Source organism: Mycobacterium conspicuum (assembly GCF_010730195.1).
Taxonomy (GTDB): Bacteria; Actinomycetota; Actinomycetes; order Mycobacteriales; family Mycobacteriaceae; genus Mycobacterium; species Mycobacterium conspicuum.
Genome location: NZ_AP022613.1, coordinates 4,295,424 through 4,313,428 on the forward strand (window position 1 = coordinate 4,295,424; position 18,005 = coordinate 4,313,428).

The following is an 18,005-nucleotide window of genomic DNA, read 5'->3' on the forward strand; positions in this document are numbered from 1 at the left end:
CTTCGCCATGCCGAAAATTGCTGCCCGTTCGATCATGGCGCTCACCGCGGCGGCGTTCCTCGCGGGGGCCGCGGTCGCCAACGCCGATCCGGGGGACCCGCCGATGCAGCCGGCGCGCGGCGACTACGTCGGAGACTGGCAGCGGCACCTCAGCATGCTGACGATCGCGCCCGACGGCACCGGGACGATCCTGCTGGGGTCCAGCGCCCGCGACGGCGAGAAGTGGACCCTGCGCTGGACGCAGGACGACGGCGCGGGTCTCGCGATCCGGTTGGCACAGCGCATCGGCTCCTGGGGCGACGGATTAGAGGGCGACATCAACGAGCAGACCGCCTGGATGGCCAGGCTCGTGGTGTCCCCAGACGGTGTGACCGTCCTCCATTTGGCGCACAGTGACGCCGAACTCACCAATGCGGACGCAGGTGACATCTGGTGCGGCAAGTATGGCCCCAGCCGTTACTGCGGCGCCTGACGAGCGTCGCCGACGTAGCCGCGCGCGCAAATCCGGCGCCCGTTCACGCATTGCCGGAAAGCGCTAGCCTTTATGGGGCGTCAGTCGACAAGAGAATCGAGGCGAGCAGCGGCCGTGAGCAACACAAGTTCACCGTTCGGGCAAAACGAATGGCTGGTCGAGGAGATGTACCGCAAATTCCGCGACGACCCCTCCTCGGTCGATCCGAGCTGGCATGAGTTCCTCGTCGACTACAACCCCGAATCGCCGCCCGAACCCACCCCGGAACCGTCCCCCGCCAAGCCCGCCGGCAATGGTGCAGCTGCGGCACCCGCTGCGCCCGCCCAGCCGTCCCAACCGCCGGCCCCGGCGCCGGCTCCCGCCCCGAAGGCCGCCGCCGTTCCGACCGCCGAGGGCGACGAGATGCAGGTGCTGCGCGGCGCCGCGGCGGCCGTCGTCAAGAACATGTCCGCATCGCTGGACGTCCCGACGGCCACCAGCGTGCGCGCGATCCCGGCCAAGCTGCTGATCGACAACCGGATCGTGATCAACAACCAGCTCAAGCGCACCCGCGGCGGCAAGATCTCGTTCACCCACCTGCTGGGTTACGCGCTGGTGCAGGCCGTCAAGCAGTTCCCGAACATGAACCGGCACTACGCCGAAATCGACGGCAAGCCCACCGCGGTCACGCCCGCGCACACCAACCTGGGCCTGGCCATCGACCTGCAGGGCAAGGACGGCAAGCGCTCCCTGGTGGTGGCCGGCATCAAGCGCTGCGAGGAGCTGCGGTTCGCCGAGTTCGTTTCGGCCTACGAGGACATCGTCCGGCGCGCCCGCGACGGCAAGCTGACCGCGGAAGACTTTGCCGGAGTGACGATTTCGCTGACCAACCCGGGCACCATCGGCACCGTGCACTCGGTGCCGCGGCTGATGGCGGGCCAGGGCGCCATCATCGGCGTGGGCGCGATGGAATACCCCGCCGAGTTCCAGGGCGCCAGCGAGGAGCGCATCGCCGAGCTGGGCATCGGCAAGCTGATCACCCTGACCTCGACCTATGACCACCGCATCATCCAGGGCGCGGAATCCGGGGATTTCCTGCGCACCATCCACCAGATGCTGCTGTCGGACGGTTTCTGGGACGAGATCTTCCGCGAGCTGGGCAACCCGTACCTGCCGGTGCGGTGGAGCACCGACAACCCGGACTCGATCGTCGACAAGAACGCCCGGGTGATGGAGCTGATCGCGGCCTACCGCAACCGCGGTCACCTGATGGCCGACATCGACCCGCTGCGCCTGGACACCACCCGGTTCCGCAGCCACCCCGACCTGGAAATCCTCAACCACGGCCTGACGCTGTGGGACCTCGATCGGGTGTTCAAGGTCAACGGCTTTGGTGGTCGCGAATATTCGAAGCTGCGCGACGTGCTCGGCCTGCTGCGCGACGCCTACTGCCGCCACATCGGGGTGGAGTACACCCACATCCTCGAGCCCGAACAACAGCGCTGGCTCGAGGAGCGGGTCGAGACCAAGCACGTCAAACCCACGGTGGGCGAACAGAAATACATCCTCTCCAAGCTCAACGCCGCCGAGGCGTTCGAAACCTTCCTACAGACCAAATACGTTGGGCAGAAACGCTTTTCGCTGGAAGGCGCGGAAAGCCAGATCCCGCTGATGGACGCGGTGATCGACCAGTGCGCCGAGCACGGCCTCGACGAGGTCGTCATCGCGATGCCGCACCGCGGCCGGCTCAACGTGCTGGCCAACATCGTCGGCAAGCCCTACTCGCAGATCTTCTCCGAGTTCGAGGGCAACCTCAACCCGGCGCAGGCGCACGGGTCCGGCGACGTCAAGTACCACCTCGGCGCCACCGGCGTGTACCTACAGATGTTCGGCGACAACGACATTCAGGTGTCGCTGACCGCCAACCCGTCGCACCTGGAGGCCGTCGACCCGGTGCTGGAGGGTCTGGTGCGGGCCAAGCAGGACCTGCTGGACCGCGGCGCCGACGACGACGGCGGCAAGAGCTTCTCGGTGGTCCCGCTGATGCTGCACGGGGACGCCGCGTTCGCCGGCCAGGGCGTGGTCGCCGAGACGCTGAACCTGGCGCTGCTGCCCGGCTATCGCGTCGGCGGCACCATCCACGTCATCGTCAACAACCAGATCGGGTTCACCACCGCACCGGAGTTCTCCCGCTCCAGCGAGTACTGCACCGACGTCGCGAAAATGATTGGCGCACCGATCTTTCACGTCAACGGCGACGACCCGGAGGCGTGCGTGTGGGTGGCCCGCCTGGCGGTGGACTTCCGGCAGAAGTTCCACAAGGACGTCGTCATCGACATGCTGTGCTACCGCCGGCGCGGGCACAACGAGGGCGACGACCCGTCGATGACCAACCCCTACATGTACGACGTCGTCGACACCAAGCGCGGCGCCCGCAAGAGCTACACCGAGGCCCTGATCGGCCGCGGCGACATCTCGATGAAGGAGGCCGAGGACGCGCTGCGCGACTACCAGGGCCAACTGGAGCAGGTGTTCAACGAGGTCCGCGAGGTGGAAAAGCACGGCGTGGGGCCCAGCGAGTCGGTGGAGGCCGACCAGGTGGTCCCCGCCGGCCTGGCGACCGCGGTGGACAAGTCGCTGCTGGCCCGCATCGGCGACGCGTTCCTGGCCATCCCGGAGGGTTTCACCGTGCACCCCCGCGTGCAGCCGGTGCTGGAGAAGCGCCGCGAGATGGCCTACGAGGGCAAGATCGACTGGGCCTTCGGCGAACTGCTGGCGCTGGGCAGCCTGGTGGCCGAGGGCAAGCTTATCCGGCTGTCCGGCCAAGACACCCGCCGCGGCACCTTCTCCCAACGGCACTCGGTCATCATCGACCGCAACACCTGCGCCGAGTTCACCCCGCTGCAGCTGCTGGCCACCAATAAGGACGGCACCCCGACCGGGGGCAAGTTCCTGGTCTACGACTCGCCGCTGTCGGAGTACGCCGCCGTCGGCTTCGAGTACGGCTACACCGTGGGCAACCCCGACGCACTTGTGTTGTGGGAGGGGCAGTTTGGCGACTTCGTCAACGGAGCGCAGTCGATCATCGACGAGTTCATCAGCTCCGGTGAGGCCAAGTGGGGTCAGCTGTCCAACGTGGTGCTGTTGCTGCCGCACGGACACGAGGGGCAGGGCCCCGACCACACCTCGGGCCGCATCGAGCGCTTCCTGCAGCTGTGGGCCGAGGGCTCGATGACGATCGCGGTCCCCTCGACACCGTCGAACTACTTCCACCTGTTGCGCCGGCACGCGCTCGACGGGGTGCAGCGCCCGCTGATCGTGTTCACGCCGAAGTCGATGCTGCGCAACAAGGCCGCGGTCAGCGACATCCGGGACTTCACCGAGCTCAAGTTCCGCTCGGTGCTCGAGGAACCCACCTACGAGGACGGCATCGGCGACCGCGCCAAGGTCACCAAGATCCTGCTGACCAGCGGCAAGATCTATTACGAGCTGGCCGCCCGCAAGGCCAAGGACAATCGCGACGACGTGGCGATCGTGCGCATCGAACAGCTCGCCCCGCTGCCCAAGCGGCGCCTGAACGAGACGCTGGACCGCTACCCCAACGCCACGCAGTTCTTCTGGGTGCAGGAGGAGCCGGCCAACCAGGGCGCGTGGCCGCGGTTCGGGCTGGAGCTGCCGGAGTTGTTGCCGGACAAGCTAACTGGCCTCAAACGCATTTCCCGTCGCGCCATGTCGGCGCCGTCGTCGGGCTCGTCGAAGGTGCACGCCGTCGAGCAGCAGGAGATCCTCGACACCGCGTTCGCCTGACCGCGCGATACCGCCGGCGACATCAAGTTTGAAAAGTACCTATGACTTTCCCGACGGTACGCATGTGGCTACTGTGACAGCCGCGTGACAGCCGCCTACTTCTTGGCGCCCGGCTTGATACCCATCGCCAGGAAGTCCAACCGCCACAGATACTGAAACAGCTTGCGCGCGAACTTCTCCAGGTCGGCGGGGTCGCCGCGGCGCGCGCCGTTGGCGGCCACGTCGGCCACGATCTCGCCGATCGTGCGCTGGCCGTCGACGCCGCGGATAAACGGCAGCTGCGCCGAGTTGAGGTTCAACCGCCAATCGCTGCGGAAGACCTCCGAGCCACTCAGGCCGCACCGCATCCGGTACATCGGGACGTAATCGACCGCGTCGTCCGCCGAAAAGTCAATCGTGTAGCTCTTTTTCGGACGTTCCTCGCGGCACGCGAGGAAGAAGTGGCACGCGTTCGAGGTCTGGATGCGTTCCATCACCGACCACAGCTTGTTCTCCGGCAGTTTGTCGATGGCCTGAAACGCCTCGGTGCCCGGCGAGAACAAATCATGCGGATAGTAGGGCGCCTTGAGCAGCAGGCCCTGGAAGGCCAGGCCGGCGTCGCTGACGAGTTGCTGACACTCCTCGATCGTGTAGCTGCGCTGGCGACCGTGCAGGAACGTGTCCACCATCGCGGCGTCGGACGCCTGCAGGTCCCGGGCGATCCGCAGGTAGCGCTGCACCGGGTGATCCGGCGACAGCACGGCGATGATCTCCTTGACCACCTGCACCGACGTGTCGTCCTGCGTGAGCCCCATGTCGCGGAAGACCGATTCGAGCACCTCGACGCCGATGCGACCGTACGTCGCGTAGAGCATGATGCCCATCACGCCGTCGGGCCGCAGGCATTCCTTCAGCGCCGCGATGCCCGTCGGCGGGCTGGCCAGGTGGTGCAGCACGCCGGTCGAGATGACGAGGTCGAAGTCCTGCTTAAGCGTGGGCAATTCCTCGATGGGGAGCCGGTGCAGCTCCATGTTCCACAGGCCGTGCTTGTCCTTGAGGAACTGCTGGTGGTCCAGTGACGGCTGGCTGATGTCGACCGCGACCACTCGGGCTTTGGGGTTGTTGTAGGCGAAGACCGAGGCCTGGTTGGTGCCACAGCCCGCGATGAGGATGTCCATATCGGGCTTGTAGTCCCGGTCGGGCCAGAGCACCCGGTGCGCGTGGGACGGGTCGAACCATTCCCAGTTGCCCTCGACCCAGCCCTCCAGGTCCTGGATCGGACGGGGGTACCTCCACCGCTCGTACTGGCGGACGACAACGTCACTACGTGGATCGTCGCTCATGGTGGTGGCTCCTTCGCGCATCACGGGTCACTGGGTGGCGAGGATAGCCCATCTCCCCCCGTTCCACCGCAGGATTGTGGGATACCGCGCCCTCGCCCCGCAAGAATATCCGGCCCTAACCGACAGGGTTCGGGTGGCGGCCCATCGCAACGAAATCCAGGCGCCACAGCGACTGAAACAGGTTGCGCGCGAACTTCTCGAGGTCCGCGCCGCCCCGCTGGGGCCCCACGGCCACGGCGATGTCGCGGATCGTGCGCTGGCCGTCGACGGCCCGCACGAACGGCAGCTGCGCCGCGGTGAGATTCATCCGCCAGTCGCTGCGGAAGATTTCGCTGCCGGACAGGCCACAGCGGAAGCGAAACTTCGGCACGTAATTCAGGGCGTCGTCCGTCGAAAAATCAACGGCGTAGCTCTCTTTCGGCCGGTCCTCGCGGCACGCCATAAAGAAATGGCAACCGCTGAAGATGTGCAGCCGCTCCATCACCGACCACAGCGTGCGCTCGGGCAACGCGCCTATCGCCTGATGGGCCGCGGTCCCCGGTGTGAACGAGTCATGCGGATAGTACGGCGCGTTGAGCAGCCAGCCCTGAAACGCCAGTCCGGCCGAGGTGACCAGGTCGATGCAGTCGTCCACGCTGTAGCTGCGGTCGCGACCGTGCAGGAACGTATCCACAACGGCGCCATCGTATTTCAGCTCGCCGCCCTCGATGCGCAGATAGTTCTGCACCGGGTGGTCGGCCGCCAACAGGGCGACCGTCTCCTTGACCGCATGCACCGACGCCTCACCCTGATCCAGCCCCAGGTCGCGAAACACCGACTGCAGTATTTCCACCCCGACCCGGCCATACTTGGCGTACAGCGTCAAACCGATCGCGCCATCGCGCCGCAAACATCCGGCCAGTGATTTCATGCCCACCAGCGGATCCGCCAGGTGATGCAGCACGCCGGTCGACACGATCAGGTCGAAGTCGCGTTCCAGCGTCGGCAATTCCTCGATCGGCAGCAAATGCAATTCCAGGTTGTCCAGGCCGTGCTTGTCTTTCAGGTAGTGCTGATGGTCCAGCGACGGCTGGCTGATATCGACCGCCACCACCCTCGCGCCCCGATTGCGATGGGCGAAAACCGCGGCCTGGTTGGTGCCGCAACCGGCGATGAGGATGTCGAGATCGGGCCGGTACTCCCGGCCCGGCCATAACACGTCGGAAAACCGCGACGGGTCATACCAATGCCAGACGTTGGGGTCGAGCGCGTCGAGGTCGAGGATGGGCCGCGGGTAGCGCCACCGCTCGTATTGGCGGGAGACCACATCGGCACGCGGATCGAGCTTGACTGCCACCGCAGGATTATCGAGGCACCGCGCTCGCGCACGCAAGGATCCGGCGCGATCATCGGAGCCATCCGACGCCGGGATACCCTCGACCTAGGCCGACACGAGGGAGGGTGGTCATGGACGGGTTTGCCGGCAAGGTCGCGGTGGTGACCGGGGCGGGTTCGGGCATCGGGCAGGCGCTGGCCCTCGAGCTGGCCCGCTCGGGCGCCAAGGTCGCGATCAGCGACGTGAACCTGGAGGGCCTGGCGGAGACCGAGCAGCAGCTGAAGGAGATCGGCGCCGAGTTCAAGACGGACCGGCTCGACGTGACCGAACGCGAGGCGTTCCTGCTCTACGCCGACGCCGTGCAGGACCACTTTGGCAAGGTGAACCAGATCTACAACAACGCCGGCATCGCGTTCACCGGCGACGTCGAGGTCACCCCGTTCAAGGACATCGAACGGGTGATGGACGTCGACTACTGGGGCGTCGTCAACGGCACCAAGGCCTTCCTGCCGCACCTCATCGCCTCCGGCGACGGGCACGTCATCAACGTCTCCAGCCTGTTCGGCATCTTCTCGGTGCCCGGGCAGGCGGCGTACAACTCGGCCAAATTCGCCGTCCGCGGGTTCACCGAGGCGCTGCGGCAGGAGATGCTGCTGGCGCGCCACCCGGTGGCGGTGACCACGGTGCACCCCGGCGGCATCAAGACCGCGATCGTGCGCAACGCCACCGCCGTGGAGGGCTTCGACAACGCGGCGCTGGCCAAGATGTTCGACACCCACCTGGCCCGCACCAGCGCGCCCCGGGCCGCCCACATCATCTTGAGCGCGGTGCGCAAAAAGCGGGCCCGGGTGCTGGTCGGCCCGGACGCGAAGGCCATGGACGTGCTGGTGCGGCTGACCGGCTCGGCATATCAGCGGCTGTTTGCCACGGTGACGCGCCGGCTGATGCCGCGCCCCAAGTGACCTCAGCGCCCAAGCGGGTGATCCGCTAGAAACGCGCCGGCCACGGCGGCCGGGTCTTGCCGTCCCGGGCCGCCGGCCACCTGACGGCGCATGTCGGCCAGGGCCCCGGTGTCCAGCACGCCGGCCACCTCGTTGACGGCCAGCAGTTGCCGATCGCGTAGCGCGTTGCGCCGATACAGCGGCACCACGTTCTCGGCCTGGATCAGCGCCGGCTTGCCGTCGGCCAGCACCACCAGATCGGCGGGGGTGTCCGGCGTCGCGGTGGTGGTCCACGCCGCGGTCAGCTCGCCCGACCGCAGCGCCGCCAAAAGCGTTGTGCGGTCAGGGAATTCACGCGGGACGGGCAGCGGGCACGAGCCCACCGACGCGGGCACCCGGGCGCCGGAAACCTTCCCCAGCACCAGGCCCTCGCAGTGGTTGGGCAGTTCGCTCAGTTCGCCACCGCCCCACGCCTTGGCGGTGGCCGGGGTCACCACCAGCGCGGGCTTGTCCTCGGCGGCGGTGGTGTAGTCGCCGGCCAGCACGCCTTCGGGCAGCGCGGCGATCATCGCCTTGTAGACCTGCGCGTCGGACAGCGCCGCGGCGTTGGGCTGCAGCCGGCGCAGCACGTCGCCGGTGAACGCCGGCACCACGGTGAACTCCCCGGCATCCAGCTTGGCCAGCGCGGCCATCGCGTCCGGGGCCGCTTCGCGGCGCGCGGGGAAGCCGTAGGACCGCAGGGCCGCCACATAGATGTCGGCGAGCAGGACGGATGCCGGGTCGGGCGCGGATCCGACGACCAACTCCGGCGCGGCGCGCTGTTCGGTCGCGCAACCCGTCACCAGCAGCAATGCGGCCAGCAGCGCCGCGCGCCGTCTCACACGGAGATATCGGCGGCGTGCGCGACCGCCGAGGCCACCGCTTCCCCGACGCGCAGATCCAGCGGGCTCGGGACGATCCGGTCGGGCGCGAGGTCGTCGCTGACGACGGAGAAGATCGCCTCGGCCGCCGCCACCTTCATCTGCTGGGTGATCCGGCGCGCCCCGGCGTCCAAAGCGCCGCGGAACACCCCCGGGAACGCCAGCACGTTGTTGATCTGGTTGGGGAAGTCGCTGCGACCGGTGGCCACCACCGCGGCGTACTTGGCCGCGATCTCGGGGCTGATCTCCGGGTCGGGGTTGGACAGCGCGAACACGATCCCGCCCGGCGCCATCGAGGCGATCAGCTCTTCGGGGACCACCCCCGCCGACAGGCCGAGGAACACGTCGGCGCCGACGAGCGCCTTCACCATGCCCCCAACCAGGCCGCGCGGGTTGCTGCGCCGCGCCAGGTCGGCCTTGACGTTGTTCATGTCGCCGCGGTCGACGTGCAGGATGCCGCGCGAGTCGAGCACCGTGACGTCCGAAATCCCGCTCGCCAGAAGCAGATTCGAGCACGCCACGCCGGCCGCACCGGCGCCGGAGACCACCACCTTGAGCGTGGCCATGTCGCGGCCCAACACCTTGGCGGCCCCCATCATCGCCGCCAGCACCACGATCGCCGTGCCGTGCTGGTCGTCGTGCATCACCGGGCAGTCCAGCGCCTCGACGACCCGGCGTTCGATCTCGAAGCAGCGCGGCGCGGAGATGTCCTCCAGGTTCACCGCGCCGAACGTCGGACGCAGGCGAACCAGGGTTTCGACGATCTCGTCGGGATCCTTGGTGTCCAGCACGATCGGGATGGCGTCCAGCCCGGCGAACTGCTTGAACAGCCCGCACTTGCCCTCCATCACCGGCAACGACGCCGCCGGTCCGATGTCGCCGAGCCCGAGCACGGCGCTGCCGTCGCTCACGACGGCCACCAGCCGGTTCGACCAGGTGTAGCGGGCGGCCAGCGCGTGATCGGCGGCGATCGCGCGGCTGACCTGCGCCACCCCCGGGGTGTAGGCGATCGAGAGGGCGCGCTGGGTGTCCAGCGGGGCGGTCAGCCCGATGGACAGCTTGCCGCCGACGTGTGCCTCGAAAATCTCGGCGTCAGTGATCTCGCCGTGCTGCAATTCGGACACCAACCCAGGGTACTGACTACTCTTTAGTAGCCCTAATCGATAATGTGTGGCGCCGGTCTCAGATCAGCTTCAGCTCGGTAACGGCGTTGCGCTCATCGGCCAGTTCGGCGGTGGACTTGTCGATGCGTGCGCGCGAGAAATCGTCGATGTCCAGGCCCTGCACGATCGACCAGTCGCCGTCGCGGGTGGTCACCGGGAACGACGAGATCAGGCCCTCCGGCACGCCGTAGGAGCCGTCGGAGACGACGGCCATCGACACCCAGTCGCCCTCGGGGGTGCCGGTCAGCCAGGACCGGGCGGCGTCGACGGTCGCCGACGCGGCCGAGGCGGCCGACGAGGCGCCGCGCGCGTCGATGATCGCCGCGCCGCGCTTGGCGACGGTCGGGATGAAGTCGTTCTCGATCCAGGCCTGGTCGTTGACCACCTCGGCGGCGTTCCGGCCGCCGACCTCGGCGTGGAAGATGTCGGGGTACTGGGTGGCCGAGTGGTTGCCCCAGATCGTCATCTTCTTGATGTCGGTGACCTTGGCGCCGGTCTTGGCGGCCAGCTGGCTGATGGCCCGGTTGTGGTCCAGCCGGGTCAGCGCGGAGAACCGCTCCTTGGGAATGTCGAGGGCGTTGCTCATCGCGATCAGCGCGTTGGTGTTGGCCGGGTTGCCGGTCACGCCGATGCGGATGTCATCGGCGGCGACGGAGTTCAGCGCCTTGCCCTGCGCGGTGAAGATCGCGCCGTTGGCCTCCAGCAGGTCGCCGCGCTCCATGCCCGGGCCGCGCGGGCGCGCACCCACCAGCAGCGCCAGGTTCACCCCGTCGAAGATCTTGTTCGGGTCCGCGCCGATCTCGACTCCGGCCAAAAGCGGGAACGCGCAGTCGTCGAGCTCCATCACCACGCCCTCGAGCGCCTTGAGCGCGGGCTCGATCTCGAGCAGCCGCAACTCGATCGGTCGGTCCGGCCCCAGCAGGGAGCCGCTGCCCAGGCGGAACAACAGGCTGTAGCCGATTTGGCCGGCGGCGCCGGTGACGGCGACCTTCAGAGGACTTGCGCTCACGTCCGTGACTCCATTCATTGGTTTCGTCTCGGCGTCGAAACTAGCGCACGATGCCATCGCGCCGTCACGCGGCGTTAGGGCTTGACGCGTAGCATCGACTGCCATGGCCACGGGGTTTGATGCATTGCCTGAACCGCTTCGAGCGGTGGCGAAGCCCAGGGCGTACCAGCAGCACGTCCACCCCGCCCCGCCGCCGCCCGAGCCCCTGGTGGACTGCGGCGTCTACGTCGACGGCCACCGGCTGCCGGGCAAATACGATTCCTGCGCCGCGGCGCTGGACAAGGTTCGCGAGATCGAACTGTCGCGGCCGCAGCTGCCCGAGGAGACGCCGCAGGAGGCGTTCGTCTGGGTCGGCTTGCACGAGCCCGACCAGGCGCGCATGCAGGAGGTCGCGGACGTGTTCGGGTTGCACCCGTTGGCGGTCGAGGACGCCGTGCAGGCCCATCAACGGCCCAAGCTGGAGCGCTACGACGACACGCTGTTTCTGGTGCTCAAGACCGTCAACTACGTGCCGCACGAATCGGTGGTGCTGGCCCGCGAGATCGTCGAAACCGGCGAGATCATGGTGTTTGTCGGGAGCAACTTCGTGGTGACGGTGCGCCACGGCGAACACGGCGGCCTGACCGAGGTGCGCGGGAAGATGGACGCCAGCCCGCAGCATTTGCGGTGGGGTCCGTATGCCGTGATGCACGCGATCGCCGACCACGTGGTGGACCACTACGTCGAGGTGACCAGCCTGATGGAAACCGACATCGACAGCATCGAGGCCCTGGCGTTCGCGCCCGGCCGCACCCTCGACGTGGAGCCGATCTACCTGCTCAAACGCGAGGTCGTCGAGCTGCGCCGGTGCGTGGCCCCGCTGGGGCATGCATTCCAGCGGATCCAGACCGACAACAAGGACCTGATCTGCAAGGAGGTGCGCCGCTACCTGCGCGACGTCGCCGACCACCACTCGGAGACCGCCGACCAGATCACCGGCTACGACGACATGCTCAACTCGCTGGTGCAGGCCGCGCTGGCGCGGGTCGGCATGCAGCAGAACAGCGACATGCGCAAGATCTCGGCGTGGGCGGCCATCGCGGCGGTGCCGACCGCGTTGGCCGGCATCTACGGCATGAACTTCCAGTTCATGCCCGAGCTGAAATGGCACTGGGGCTACCCGACGGTGGTCGCCGGCATGGTCACCGTCTGCCTGGTGCTGTACTTCACCTTCCGCCGCGTCAACTGGCTCTAGCGTTCCGGCCCCCGGCCCCCTTTTCTCGCCGAGCGTGAAGCCAGGGCGAAAATTTCGCTATTTTTTCGCACCGGCTTCACGCTCGACGCCGTCGGCGCACACTCAATGTGGTTGCGCGGCAGGGCGATACGGGTCCAGCACGTCGACGCCGTCGTGCTCCCACGCCTGTCGCATCGCGTCGGCGCCCTTCAGCCGCACCCACGCCGCCTCGGTCGCGGTGATCGGCGTGGCGGAAAGAAACCCCACCGCGTCGTGATCGGGAATCTCGCTGGGGCCCAACAGCATCGCGGTGAACGGCGCGCCCGTCCACAGCGGGGCGCCGAGGTCGATCAGCGCGTCGCCGACCAGCTCCACGCCCTCGACGGCCGGTGTCGCGGCCAGCACCGCCATGCTGCGCGCCAGCCCGGTCGCCGGCCCGGGATCACGAAGCCGCAGAACGACTTCGACGTGCGGCGGCTCCCGCGAACAGCCCAGCGACACATAATTCACCAACTCGCCGACACCGAATCGCAGCACCTCGATCGGCTCGACACCCAGGAACGTCACACTCGCCGAAGCCGGCTCCACCCCGAAGTAGTCGCGCAGATGCGCGCGCACGCTATCCAGCGACACGTGTCAGGTTGACCCCGGAGTCGGCGTCGAACACGGCGATGTTGGAAGTGTCGAAGGCCAACTCAACCGACTGCCCGATCGCCGCCCGAGACGCTGCGGGAACCCTTGCCACGAACTGGTTTTCGCGCACCTCCCCCTCTGCCTCCAGCTGGTCCAGCTGGGCCGCGTGCACAACCGGCCCGGCGGTGGTGAAGTACACGAATTTGTCGGCCCCCAGCGACTCCACCATGTCCACGTCCACCTCGAACGCCAGGCGTCGAGGCCCGTCGACGAGCGCGGCATCGGTCAGATGCTCGGGTCGCAGCCCGACGATCACGTTGGTGTCCGACGGGACCGGCGCGGGCAGCGTCACCTCGCCGAACGGCAGCCGCAGGCCCAAGGAGGTCGGGGTGGCGGGGAAGAAGTTCATCGCCGGCGAGCCGATGAACCCGGCCACGAACAGGTTTGCGGGCCGCTCGTAGAGCTCCTCGGGCGTGCCGACCTGCTGGGCCACCCCGGCGTGCATCACCACCACCCGGTCGCCGAGCGTCATCGCCTCGGTCTGGTCGTGGGTGACGTAGACGGTGGTGGTGCCCAGCCGGCGCTGCAGCCGGGCGATCTCGCCGCGCATCTGCACCCGCAGCTTGGCGTCCAGGTTGGACAGCGGCTCGTCCATCAGGAAGGCCTTGGGATGGCGCACGATCGCCCGGCCCATCGCCACGCGCTGGCGCTGCCCGCCGGACAACTGCGCGGGCTTGCGGTCCAAAAGGTCGGTGAGGTCGAGGATGCGCGCCGTGTCGGCGACCTTGGCCGCGATCTCGGCCTTCTTCATCTTCGCCAAGGTCAACGGAAAAGCGATGTTCTGCCGCACCGTCATGTGCGGGTACAGCGCGTAGGACTGGAACACCATCGCAATGTCGCGGTCCTTGGGCGCCTTCTCGTTCATCCGCTGGCCGCCGATGCGCAGCTCCCCCGACGAGATATCCTCAAGTCCGGCAATCATATTCAGCGTGGTGGTCTTGCCACACCCCGACGGCCCGACCAGGATCAAGAACTCGCCGTCGGCGATGGTCAGGTTCAGGTCGTGTACCGCCACACCGCCGCCCGGATAACTCTTGTGGACGTGCTCGAGGACAATCTCCGCCATCTAGCCCTTCACCGCCCCAGAGGTCAGCCCGGCAACAATTCGTCGTTGGAAGATTAAAACAAACACCACGATCGGCACCGTGATCACGACCGCCCCGGCCGCGATCGATCCCGTCGGCTCCTCGAACTGCGAACTGCCGCTGAAGTTCACGATCGCCACCGGCGCGGTGATCGCCGCCTTGGTGGCGGTCAGCGACAGCGCCAGCAGCAGGTCGTTCCAGGCGAAGATGAACACCAGGATCGCCGCGGTCACCAGCCCCGGCGCCGCCAGCGGCACGATCACCTTGCGGAAGGCCTGATACGGCGTGGCGCCGTCCATCTTGGCCGCCTTCTCCAAATCCCAGGGAATCTCGCGGAAGAACGCCGACAGCGTGTAGATGGCCAGCGGCAACGCGAACGTGATGTAGGGCAGGATCAGCCCCGGCCAGGTGTCGAACAACCCCAGAAACCGTTCGATGTTGAACAGCGGCGTCACCAACGAGATCGCCGGAAACATGGTGACCAGCAGGGTCGCGCCGATCAGCAGCCGCTTGCCGGGGAAGTCCAGCCGCGCGATCGCGTAGGCCGCCATCGCCCCCAGCACCACCGCGATCACGGTGGTGGTCAACCCGATTCCGACGGAGTTGATCAGCGCCGAGCTGAAGAACTCGCCGCGGAAGATGCCGCGGTAGTTCTCCAAACTGACCGACGACGGAATCAGCCTGCCGTCCTTGACCATTGACGTCGGCTTGAGGGACAGCGACAGAATCCACAACACCGGCACCAGCGCGTAGGCCACCACCAAAACATCCACCACCACCCAGAACAAGCGCCTACCGGCCATCGGCACTCCCGGGCGCCGCCGCCCCGAACACCTTGATGAAAACCAAAGCGATAAAACCCACACACAAAAACACCAGCACGCTGATCGCCGAGCCCAGCCCCACGTTGAAACCCTTAAACAGGTTGTCGTAGCCCAGGATTGACACCGAGTCGGTGTCGTTGGCGCCCTCGGTGAGCACGTAGATGTTGTCGAAGATGCGGAACGCGTCCAGCGTGCGGAACAGCAGCGCCACCACCACCGCCGGCTTGATGATCGGCAGGATCACCCGCGTCAGCCGCCGCCAAAAGCCCGCGCCGTCGACCTGCGCGGCCAGCAGCAGATCCTCGGGCACCAGCGCCAACCCGGCCAGCAGCAGCAGCGACATGAACGGCGTCGTCTTCCACACCTCGGCCAGCACCACGATCAACAGCGACGGCACCTGCGAGGTCAGCGGCGCCGACCCGTGCGGCAGCAGGTTGGCCAGGTAGCCCGTGCCCGGCGTCCAGGCGTAGAACCAGCTGTAGGCCGCGACCGCGGTCACGATGCCGTACGGGATGAGCACCGCCGTGCGCACCAGCCCCTTGCCGACCAGCGTGCGGTGCATCACCAGCGCCAGCGTCAGGCCCAGCACGAACTCGATCGACACCGACACCACCGTGATCGCCAGCGTCACCAAAAGCGCCGTCCACCAATACCGGTCGGTCAGGATGGTGACGTAGTTGCTCAAGCCGACGAACGCGGTGTCGTTGGGGGTGGCAAAGTTGTTGCGCTGCAAGCTCAGCCACACGGCGTAGCCGATCGGATAGCCCGTCACCGCCAGCATCAGCGTCGCCGCGGGCGCGACGAGCGCGAACGCCAGCCGCCGCTCGGAACTCACGGCAGCAGGCCCTTGCCGTCGATCGCCTTCTGCACCTGCCGGGTCAGCTCGTCTGCCGTGCGCTCCGGGTCGATGCCGGCGATCGGCTGCAGCGCCGTCGACAACCGCAGCGACACCGCCTGATAGTTCGGCGTCGCCGGGCGCACGGCGGCGTCGGTGAGCTGCCGGCGGATGATGTCCCACATCGGGTACTTGGCCTGGAATTGCGGGTCGGCATACAGCGACGCCCGCACCGGGGGCAGGCCGCCCTGGACCGAGATGTATTTCTGGTTCTCCTCGCTGCGCAGGCACCGGATGGCTTCGAACGCCTCGGCGCGGTGCCGGGTGGTCCGCGCCACGGCCAGGTTCAGCCCGCCGATGGTGGCCTTGGCCGGCCGCCCGGGCAGCACGGCGGGATACGGCGCGAAGCCGAACACCCGCCGGCTGGCCTGATAGGCAACCCGGAACTGCTCCTCGTCGGGCGCGAACGTGCCGAGGTTGTTGACGCTGCCGGCCAACTCAGGAATCCGGTTGAGCGTCAGGAACGGCACGCCGCCCTTGACCGCGTTCTCCAGCATCGAGGCCAACACGTACGGCCAGTTCACCTCCAGCGCGGCGTTGCCCTGTTCCACCGCGAGCCGCGCGGTGCCGGCGTCGGAGCGGGTGAGCGACGGGTCGGCGCCCGGCGCGGTGGCCACCGCCTTGAGGATCCGCAGCGCGGCCACGGTGGCCGCGCGGTGCGCGGGGGTGTCGGTGAGGGTGACGCGGCGCCCGTCCTCGCTCAGCACCTGACCGCCGGCGCTGACCAGCAGCGTGTTGAACCACACCATCAGCCCCTCGCCCGCGTTGGCCTGCACGGCGATCCAGCTGGGCCCGCCGGCGGCGTGCAGCCGCGCGGCCTCGGCCACCATCGCGTCCCACGTCGACGGCGGCTGGTCCACCAAATCCGTTCTGTACCAAAGCAATTGGGTGTTGGTGGTGACGGGTGCGGCATACAGCTTGCCCCGCCAGCGCGCCGTCGCGAGCGGGCCGGGCAGGGTGTCGACGGCCGCGTCGGCCGCTGCCCGGCCGGACGGGTCGTCGGACAGCGGCAGCACCCACCCGGCCTCGGCGAACTCCGCGGTCCAGATCACGTCGACGGCCATCACGTCCAGCGTGTGGTCGTTGCCGGTGAGCCGGCGCGCGTATTGCACGCGCTGCCCGTCCGGGGACCGGGGCAGGCTGACGTGCGCCACGGTGAACCGGCCGGCGAACCGCTCGTTGCAGCGCCGGGCCACCTCGGTGAACGTCGCGGCGTCGGTGGCCGGCGTGTAGAACTTGAGCACCAGGCCCGACGGTCCCGACCCGCAGGCCGACACCATCGAGGCGACCAACAGCGCCGCCGCAACCAAGCGCCGCACGTCAGATCGCCAGGCGCGCCAGCAGATCCCGTGCCTTTTCGGCGTTTTGCGGATCGCACAGCACGTCGTAGCGGCCGGCGACCAGCTGCATCGTCGAGCTGAAGTCCCTGGTTCCGCGCGCCATCGAGTACGGCACCGCCGACGTGATCAACCCGAAGAACACCCCGGCGATCACGCCGGTGGGCAGCACGGCCCAGGTGTTGCTGAAGATGCTGAGCACCAGCCCGATGAACAGTCCGAGCCAGGCGCCGCTGAGCACGCCGCCGCCGAGCACCTTGGGCCAGGTCAGCCGGCCGGTGACCCGCTCCACCTGCATCAGGTCCACCCCGACGATGGTCACCTGCTGCACCGGGAACTCCTGGTCGGACAGGTAGTCGACGGCGCGCTGCGCCTCGGCGTAGGTGGGATAGGACCCGACGGGCCAGCCTTTGGGCGGAGTCGGCAGCCCGGGCGCGCCGCGGCGACCGGCGGCACCACCGGTCGGGCCCCCGGGCACCTGTCCGGGCTGGAATGGGCTAGTCATTGCGGCTCCATCATTCCAGGGTTGGGCGTCAACCGCACTGGCTTGATTTACGGTTGACCGCATGACAGTCCCCGGCGACGACGGGCGCAGCCCGCACCAGCCGCCCTGGCAGCCGCCCTGGGAACCGCCGCCGGCCGACTACCCGGCGGACTATCCGGCGGACTATCCGCCCTACCCGCCCTACCCGCCCTACCCGCCCTACCCGCCCTACCCGCCATTTCAAAGGCCGCAATTCGGCCCGCCCCTGCCCGCGGGTCCCTACTACCCGCCACCGATGCCGCACACGGGAACCAACGGGCTCGCGATCGCCTCGCTGATCACGGCGTTCACCGGCCTGTTGTGCTGCCTCGGCTCGATCGCGGCCATCGTGCTGGGCATCATCGCGCTCGACCAGATCAAGCGGACCCGCCAGGAGGGCTTCGGCCTGGCCGTCGCCGGCATCGCGCTCGGGGTGGCGGGCCTGGTTGTCGCCTTGGTCGTGGCGATCTTCGCCACGCAGTACCGCTAATTCACCGCCAAGTCGCA

General features: G+C 67.9%; 16 protein-coding genes. 5 read left to right on the top strand and 11 right to left on the bottom strand.

The window, feature by feature from the left end:
• Window positions 1-7: 7 nt before the first annotated feature.
• Both G6N66_RS19625 and G6N66_RS19630 read left to right on the top strand, forming a co-directional pair.
• A complete protein-coding gene (locus G6N66_RS19625) occupies window positions 8-472 on the top strand; it encodes a hypothetical protein (RefSeq protein WP_139825557.1) in 465 nt (154 codons plus the stop codon).
• A gap of 114 nt (window positions 473-586) precedes the next feature.
• Entirely contained in the window at window positions 587-4,258 is a 3,672-nt protein-coding gene (locus G6N66_RS19630) for a multifunctional oxoglutarate decarboxylase/oxoglutarate dehydrogenase thiamine pyrophosphate-binding subunit/dihydrolipoyllysine-residue succinyltransferase subunit (RefSeq protein ID WP_085236682.1), read from the top strand.
• Window positions 4,259-4,353: 95 nt separating this feature from the next.
• On the opposite strand, the gene G6N66_RS19635 is transcribed toward G6N66_RS19630, so the two are convergent.
• Window positions 4,354-5,580, bottom strand: coding sequence for a class I SAM-dependent methyltransferase (locus G6N66_RS19635; protein ID WP_085236712.1), 1,227 nt, complete (start codon window positions 5,578-5,580; stop codon window positions 4,354-4,356).
• A 115-nt stretch (window positions 5,581-5,695) separates the two neighbouring features.
• Window positions 5,696-6,916: a class I SAM-dependent methyltransferase gene (locus G6N66_RS19640; protein WP_085236681.1), complete on the bottom strand. Its 1,221-nt coding sequence runs from the start codon at window positions 6,914-6,916 to the stop codon at window positions 5,696-5,698.
• A gap of 110 nt (window positions 6,917-7,026) precedes the next feature.
• Between G6N66_RS19640 and G6N66_RS19645 the strand changes: the two genes are divergently transcribed.
• Window positions 7,027-7,857: an SDR family NAD(P)-dependent oxidoreductase gene (locus tag G6N66_RS19645; RefSeq protein WP_085236679.1), complete on the top strand. Its 831-nt coding sequence runs from the start codon at window positions 7,027-7,029 to the stop codon at window positions 7,855-7,857.
• Between the two features lie 2 nt (window positions 7,858-7,859).
• On the opposite strand, the gene G6N66_RS19650 is transcribed toward G6N66_RS19645, so the two are convergent.
• Genes G6N66_RS19650 through G6N66_RS19660 form a run of 3 tightly spaced genes read right to left on the bottom strand, consistent with a single transcriptional unit; the run spans window position 7,860 to window position 10,928 of the window.
• A complete protein-coding gene (locus G6N66_RS19650) occupies window positions 7,860-8,717 on the bottom strand; it encodes a glycine betaine ABC transporter substrate-binding protein (RefSeq protein WP_085236677.1) in 858 nt (285 codons plus the stop codon).
• Window positions 8,714-9,880, bottom strand: coding sequence for an NAD(P)-dependent malic enzyme (locus tag G6N66_RS19655; protein WP_085236710.1), 1,167 nt, complete (start codon window positions 9,878-9,880; stop codon window positions 8,714-8,716). The genes G6N66_RS19650 and G6N66_RS19655 overlap by 4 nt, the downstream gene beginning before the upstream one ends.
• A gap of 58 nt (window positions 9,881-9,938) precedes the next feature.
• Window positions 9,939-10,928 (bottom strand): malate dehydrogenase, encoded by a 990-nt coding sequence (locus G6N66_RS19660; RefSeq protein ID WP_085236709.1) that lies wholly within the window; start codon window positions 10,926-10,928, stop codon window positions 9,939-9,941.
• A 103-nt stretch (window positions 10,929-11,031) separates the two neighbouring features.
• Between G6N66_RS19660 and corA the strand changes: the two genes are divergently transcribed.
• Window positions 11,032-12,162 carry a magnesium/cobalt transporter CorA gene (corA, locus tag G6N66_RS19665; protein ID WP_085236675.1) on the top strand — a complete coding sequence of 377 codons (1,131 nt, stop codon included), beginning with the start codon at window positions 11,032-11,034 and terminating at the stop codon, window positions 12,160-12,162.
• A 102-nt stretch (window positions 12,163-12,264) separates the two neighbouring features.
• Here corA and G6N66_RS19670 read toward each other — a convergent pair whose 3' ends face one another.
• Genes G6N66_RS19670 through G6N66_RS19695 form a run of 6 tightly spaced genes read right to left on the bottom strand, consistent with a single transcriptional unit; the run spans window position 12,265 to window position 17,480 of the window.
• A complete protein-coding gene (locus G6N66_RS19670) occupies window positions 12,265-12,774 on the bottom strand; it encodes a suppressor of fused domain protein (RefSeq protein WP_232079360.1) in 510 nt (169 codons plus the stop codon).
• The gene (locus tag G6N66_RS19675; RefSeq protein WP_085236673.1) at window positions 12,761-13,900 is read right to left on the bottom strand and encodes an ABC transporter ATP-binding protein; all 1,140 of its coding nucleotides are present in this window, start codon (window positions 13,898-13,900) and stop codon (window positions 12,761-12,763) included. Before G6N66_RS19675 ends, G6N66_RS19670 begins: the two co-directional genes overlap by 14 nt.
• Window positions 13,901-14,722 carry a carbohydrate ABC transporter permease gene (locus tag G6N66_RS19680; RefSeq protein WP_085236703.1) on the bottom strand — a complete coding sequence of 274 codons (822 nt, stop codon included), beginning with the start codon at window positions 14,720-14,722 and terminating at the stop codon, window positions 13,901-13,903.
• Window positions 14,712-15,578 (bottom strand): carbohydrate ABC transporter permease, encoded by an 867-nt coding sequence (locus tag G6N66_RS19685; RefSeq protein WP_232079361.1) that lies wholly within the window; start codon window positions 15,576-15,578, stop codon window positions 14,712-14,714. Before G6N66_RS19685 ends, G6N66_RS19680 begins: the two co-directional genes overlap by 11 nt.
• Window positions 15,575-16,918, bottom strand: a complete 1,344-nt coding sequence (locus G6N66_RS19690) for an ABC transporter substrate-binding protein (protein WP_085236701.1) — start codon at window positions 16,916-16,918, stop codon at window positions 15,575-15,577. The genes G6N66_RS19685 and G6N66_RS19690 overlap by 4 nt, the downstream gene beginning before the upstream one ends.
• A 40-nt stretch (window positions 16,919-16,958) precedes the next feature.
• Window positions 16,959-17,480 (bottom strand): general stress protein, encoded by a 522-nt coding sequence (locus G6N66_RS19695; protein WP_085236671.1) that lies wholly within the window; start codon window positions 17,478-17,480, stop codon window positions 16,959-16,961.
• Window positions 17,481-17,541: 61 nt separating this feature from the next.
• Here G6N66_RS19695 and G6N66_RS19700 point away from each other — a divergent pair, with 61 nt between their 5' ends.
• The gene (locus G6N66_RS19700) at window positions 17,542-17,988 is read left to right on the top strand and encodes a DUF4190 domain-containing protein (protein ID WP_163645882.1); all 447 of its coding nucleotides are present in this window, start codon (window positions 17,542-17,544) and stop codon (window positions 17,986-17,988) included.
• The last annotated feature ends 17 nt before the right edge of the window (window positions 17,989-18,005 follow it).